This is a genomic window from Microvirga sp. P4_G7 (assembly GCF_056401005.1).
The window spans coordinates 1-5,476 of the sequence record NZ_JBFUKD010000220.1 but is presented as its reverse complement, the minus strand read 5'-3'; the positions used below and the strand labels follow the sequence as shown (position 1 = coordinate 5,476).

Here is a 5,476-nt window from a genome sequence, read left to right as displayed (position 1 = left end):
CGCCTGGGGTATCGAGGACACGGCCGAAATCACGCTCGAAGCCAATCCGACGAGCGTCGAAGCGGAACGCTTCCGCGGCTATCGGGCGGCCGGTATCAATCGTGTGTCTCTCGGGGTTCAGGCGCTCGACGATGGCGATCTGCGCCGTCTCGGACGCATGCACAGCGTCGAGGAAGCCCTCGCGGCGGTCAAGGTCGCCGCCTCGATTTTCGAGCGCTATTCCTATGACCTGATCTATGCCCGCCCCGATCAGACTCCCGCAGCCTGGAAAGCCGAACTCGAACGCGCAATTTCCTATGCGGTGGAGCATCTGTCGCTCTATCAACTCACCATCGAACCCGGCACTTGGTTCGAGCGCTTGCATCAGGCCGGGAAGCTCGTCGTCCCCGGCGATGACGAGGCACGGATTCTTTACGATCTGACGCAGGAGATTTGCGACAAGCACGGCCTTCCGGCGTACGAGATCTCCAATCACGCACGGCCGGGCGCCGAGTCGCGGCACAACCTGCTCTATTGGCGCTACGGCGAATATGCCGGCATCGGCCCGGGGGCCCATGGCCGGCTTGTGACGGGCAATGCCCGCCTTGCGACCGCCACCGAGAAACATCCCGAAACTTGGCTCGAACATGTCGAACGCGAGGGACATGGAATCATCGATGAGGAAGTGCTGTCCTCCGAAGCCGAAGGCGATGAATTCCTGCTCATGGGCCTGCGTCTCAAGGAAGGCATCGACCCGCGTCGCTACACTGCGTTCACGGGTAAGATCCTGAATGAAAAGCGTGTCGGATTTCTCGAAGAAGACGGACTGATCGCGCGCACCGGCGATTCTCGCCTCACGGTAACGCGCGAAGGTTTTCCGGTTCTCAATTCAGTGATTGCCGAACTCGCCGTCTGAGACGGTCATGTCTGGGGGAAGATCATGACGAAAACCATTCTCATCACTGGTGCGAGCCGTGGGATCGGGCGCGCGACGGCCCTGTTGGCCGGCAGTCGCGGCTGGTCGGTCGGCGTCAATTACGCGAACAATGAAAGCGCTGCGAGCGAGGTCGTCGGAGCGATCGAGCGAGCCGGTGGGAGGGCGATCCCACTCAAAGGCGATGTTGCGGTAGATCGTGACGTGACGGCCATGTTCGAAAACGCTGTCGCGGCTCTTGGTCCACTTGATGGCGTCGTCGTCAATGCGGGCGTCGTTGCACCACCATCCGCACTGATGGATATGGATACCGAACGGCTGCGGCGCATGTTCGATGTGAACACGCTGGGCGCTTATCTGTGCGCTCGAGAAGGTGCGAAGCGATTGGCTCTGAGCAGGGGCGGGCGCGGCGGCGCGATGGTGCTGGTGTCGTCGGTCGCGGCGCGCCTCGGTTCCCCCTTCGAATACGTCGACTACGCGGGCGCCAAGGCGGCAGTGGACACATTGACCATYGGGCTCGCCAAGGAACTCGGCTCCGAGGGCGTGAGGGTCAACGCGGTCAGACCGGGACTGATCGCGACGGACATCCACGCGAGCGGTGGTCAGCCCGACCGCGCCCAGCGTCTCGGCGTCACCACACCGCTTGGGCGACCTGGTCGACCCGAGGAAATCGCCGAGGCCATCATTTGGCTTCTGAGCGATCAGTCCTCGTATGCCTCAGGGGCGATCCTGGATGTTTCCGGCGGTCGGTAGTGATGCGGCACCTTGGAGCCTGCCTCATGCGTATCCAATGATACACTAGGCTCCCGAATCCTTTGGAGCGCTCATGGCACGAAGAGCAGGCAGCGCCGACCTCCCGTTGCATGGCGGGCGCGTCCCGAAATGGCTGGCGGATCGCATGACCCGTCTCGGCGCGGTGATGAGCGAAGCGATTGTGCATCAATACGGGCGGGACGAGCTGTTGCGCCGGCTCGCCCATCCGTTCTGGTTCCAGTCTTTCGGCGCCGTGATGGGAATGGATTGGCATTCCTCAGGTATTACCACGAGTGTCATCGGCGCTTTGAAACGCGGTCTCGCGCCCCTCTCGGACGAACTCGGCATCCATGTGTGCGGTGGGCGCGGCAAGCATTCGAGGCAGACGCCATCCGAACTCGTTTCGATCGGCGAACGGGTCGGTTTCGACGGTTCGGCTCTGGCAACGGCGAGCCGTCTCGTCGCCAAGGTCGACAGCGCTGCTGTCCAGGACGGATTCGATCTCTATCTCCACGRCTTCATCGTCACCGATGACGGCAACTGGGTCGTCGTCCAGCAAGGCATGAACGGCGATCGCCGGGAAGCGCGCCGCTATCATTGGCTGTCGGAGGGTTTGAAGAGCTTCGTCGAAGCGCCGCATGCCGCCATCGATGGCGAGGATCAGGGCACCATCGTGAACCTCACCGACAAGCGCGCGGATGCATCTCGCCGCGGACAGCTCGATCTGCTGCAGGCGCTCGGTCCGGACCGAATCGCTAGCGAGTGGTCTGCCCTGAATCGGGGGGTGGAACCGGAACCAGCCCCGCAGGCTCAGCTCTTTCTGCCACATCTCGTGATGCCGGCGCATCACGACGTGCGCCCGAGCGACGTACACGCGCGCCGTCTCGCCGGTAACCTCGCCGCTGCCGCCGACCAGGGGCCGGCCGATTTCGCCGATCTGTTGCTTGTCCCAGGTGTCGGTGCACGCACTGTGCGGGCGCTGGCGATGGTTGCAGAGGTCGTGCATGGCGCACCCTATCGCTTCACCGATCCGGCCCGCTTCTCGCTCGCTCATGGCGGCAAGGACAGGCACCCTTTTCCCGTGCCCTTGAAGGTCTACGACCAGACGATCGACGTCCTGAAATCAGCAGTGCGCAAAGCCAAGCTCGGGAACGACGAAGAATTGGCTGCCCTTTCGCGGCTCGACGCGCAGGCCCGGCGTCTCGAACGCTTCGCCTCGGGGACGCGCGTCGAGGATCTGATCGCCGAGGAACGCCTGCTGTCGCACGGCTACGGCGGCCGTAGCGTGTTTGGGCTGGAGCCGGCGCCGGAGGATGCGAAGAAGACCGGCTGACGCTCAGCGCTTGATCTTGCCTTCGATCGCATCCCACAGGGTTACCGAAAGGTCGGGGCCGCCGAGCCGTTTGATGGCGCGCAATCCGGTTGGTGAGGTGACGTTGATCTCGGTCAGGTTCCCGTCGATCACGTCGATGCCGACGAAGATTTGACCCATTCGCTTCAGGTGTGGGCCAATGGTTTCGCAGATCTCGCGCTCGCGGTCCGTCAGGTCGGTGGGTTTTGCCGCGCCGCCGCGCACCATGTTGGAGCGGATGTCATTGGCGGCCGGAACGCGATTGATGGCGCCCGCCGCTTCGCCGTCGATGAGAATGATTCGCTTGTCGCCCTCGCTCACTTTCGGGAGAAAGCGCTGGATCACCCACGGCTCGCGGAAGGTGACCGTGAAGAGATCGTAGAGCGAGCCGAAATTCGGATCCTCGCGAGAGACCTTGAACACGGCCGCGCCGCCATTGCCGTAGAGCGGCTTCATGACCACGTCGCCATGCTCGTTACGAAACTCCTCGATCTCGCTCCTGTCGCGGGAGATAAGCGTCGGCGGCATCAGATGCGGGAACTCGGTGACGAACAGCTTTTCCGGTGCGTTGCGCACATGAGCTGGATCGTTCACCACCAAGGTGTGGGGATGAATGCGTTCGAGAAGATGCGTCGTCGTGATATACGACATGTCGAAGGGTGGGTCCTGCCGCAGCAGCACCACGTCGGCGGTCGAGAGATCGATCTTCTTCGGCTCGCCGAGGGTCACATGGTCGCCCTCCACATCACGCACCTCGATCGGTTCTGCGGTGGCGATGATGGCGCCGTCCCGCATGGACAGGCGATCCGGTGTGTAATGGAGAAGGGTATGCCCTCTGCGTTGTGCTTCCAGCAGCATGGCGAAGGTGGAATCGCCGGTGATCTTGATCTTCTGGATAGGATCCATCTGGACCGCGACGGTGAGGGTCATGCATCAGCCTCCATGAGAGGCTGGGTTATCGAGCCGAATCCGGCCGATGGCAACTGCATCTTTGTTTCACCGGCGTGGCGCCCTTGCCGTTTGTCGCGCCACAGCACATGTGAGAGAGCATGTCGTCTCCTCCTCGCCGGGCTCTCCTCATCGTCAACGCCAAAAGCCGTTCCGGTGCCGACCAGCGCGATCTCGCGATCGAACGCTTGCGGGCGCACGGGATCGAGCCGGTTTCCAAGGATTGCGCCCATCGGCACCAACTGGCCCCTTTGATCGCCCATCATGCGGGCTCGGTCGATTGCGTGGTGGTCGGTGGCGGCGATGGAACTCTCAATGCGGCGGCCTATGGCGTGATCGAAGGCGAGATTCCTCTTGGAATTCTCCCCATGGGGACCGCGAACGATCTCGCGCGTACGCTCGGAATACCCTTCGATATCGACGGGGCGGTGCAGGTGATCGCCGGGGGGCGAACCCGCCAGATCGATCTCGGCATCGTCAACGGGGAACCCTTCTTCAACGTGGCCAGCATCGGCCTGTCGGCGGAGCTCGCCCGCCAATTGACCAGCGACATCAAGCGTCGATACGGCCGCATGGCCTATGCGATGGTGGCTCTCAAAGTGCTGTCCAAAGCGCGTCCGTTTCACGCGACCATCATCAGCGATACGGAAACAGTCCGCGTTAGAACGCTGCAGATCGCCGTCGGCAATGGCCGTTACTACGGCGGCGGCAATGCGGTGGAGAAGGACGCCGCGATCGATGACGAACACCTCGATCTCTACAGTCTCGAATTTCAAAAGGCCTGGAAACTCGCTTTGATGGCTCGTTCGTTTCGATACGGCGAGCATGGCGCGTGGCGAGAGGTGCGTGCTGTGCGTGCGCAGGAGTTCGATATCCGCACACGCGTATCGCGGCCGGTCAACGCGGACGGGGAAATCGTCACGCGCACGCCGGCCCACTTTTCGATCAGGCCGGGTGCCGTGACAGTTTACGCGCCACGCTGAATCAGCGCCATTCCGAGTCGAAGGACGGGATTGCCACCGCCTCATCGATTGCGGAGATCGATTGCTGGAACGCCGCGGGAACGGGACCGCGGCCGTGACGCACGGCGTCTTCCGTCCCGCTCCGCGTCAAACCGATATCGTGCAATGCGGCTTCATCGAACGACGCGAGAAGCCGCATGTCCCGACGAACCCGAATTTCCTGTGCCAACCTGTTGAACAGCCTGACAAGGATGTTCGGACGATAGGCGTGTTGAGCGGAGAAGTTCCGGGTCTCGCGCAGGCCATGGGTAAGGGTCGAGGACATGATACGCTCCTGTGATGAGCGACGGGTCGGTCTTGCGAGCAACCGCCACCGTTCGTCGAACATGTGTTCGACGGGCTGGCAGGGCCTCGAAAACCGGTATCGCTATGGTCCGCCGCCGGGTTCGTCTTGCGGTCCAGGCGGCGTCGATGAATGGACTTTACGCCGCGCCCTTGTAGAATTGAAACGAATGTTCATTATGTAAAGAATAACGATCTGTTATGGAG

6 protein-coding genes are annotated in these 5,476 nt (G+C 62.3%); 4 read left to right on the top strand and 2 right to left on the bottom strand.

What is annotated here, in order from left to right:
* The 3 genes from AC1DT3_RS11240 to AC1DT3_RS11230 all read left to right on the top strand — a co-directional run.
* Window positions 1–895, top strand: an 895-nt coding sequence (locus tag AC1DT3_RS11240; protein WP_477465340.1) for a coproporphyrinogen-III oxidase family protein, incomplete at its 5' end; no start/stop codon positions are given.
* 24 nt (window positions 896–919) lie between these two features.
* A complete protein-coding gene (locus AC1DT3_RS11235; protein WP_477465339.1) occupies window positions 920–1,666 on the top strand; it encodes an SDR family oxidoreductase in 747 nt (248 codons plus the stop codon).
* Between the two features lie 73 nt (window positions 1,667–1,739).
* Entirely contained in the window at window positions 1,740–2,999 is a 1,260-nt protein-coding gene (locus AC1DT3_RS11230; protein WP_477465338.1) for a DUF763 domain-containing protein, read from the top strand.
* Window positions 3,000–3,002: 3 nt separating this feature from the next.
* Here AC1DT3_RS11230 and gshB read toward each other — a convergent pair whose 3' ends face one another.
* The gene (gshB, locus tag AC1DT3_RS11225; protein WP_477465337.1) at window positions 3,003–3,947 is read right to left on the bottom strand and encodes a glutathione synthase; all 945 of its coding nucleotides are present in this window, start codon (window positions 3,945–3,947) and stop codon (window positions 3,003–3,005) included.
* 119 nt (window positions 3,948–4,066) lie between these two features.
* Between gshB and AC1DT3_RS11220 the strand changes: the two genes are divergently transcribed.
* Window positions 4,067–4,948 carry a lipid kinase gene (locus tag AC1DT3_RS11220; protein WP_477465336.1) on the top strand — a complete coding sequence of 294 codons (882 nt, stop codon included), beginning with the start codon at window positions 4,067–4,069 and terminating at the stop codon, window positions 4,946–4,948.
* Between the two features lies 1 nt (window position 4,949).
* On the opposite strand, the gene AC1DT3_RS11215 is transcribed toward AC1DT3_RS11220, so the two are convergent.
* Window positions 4,950–5,252: a YjiS-like domain-containing protein gene (locus AC1DT3_RS11215; RefSeq protein ID WP_477465335.1), complete on the bottom strand. Its 303-nt coding sequence runs from the start codon at window positions 5,250–5,252 to the stop codon at window positions 4,950–4,952.
* Window positions 5,253–5,476: the final 224 nt, after the last annotated feature.

Coding starts and splice junctions, on each gene's coding strand:
- gshB (WP_477465337.1), bottom strand. CDS start 3,947: ATGACCCTCACCGTCGCGGTCCAGATGGATCCTATCCAGAAGATCAAG.
- AC1DT3_RS11220 (WP_477465336.1), top strand. CDS start 4,067: ATGTCGTCTCCTCCTCGCCGGGCTCTCCTCATCGTCAACGCCAAAAGC.
- AC1DT3_RS11215 (WP_477465335.1), bottom strand. CDS start 5,252: ATGTCCTCGACCCTTACCCATGGCCTGCGCGAGACCCGGAACTTCTCC.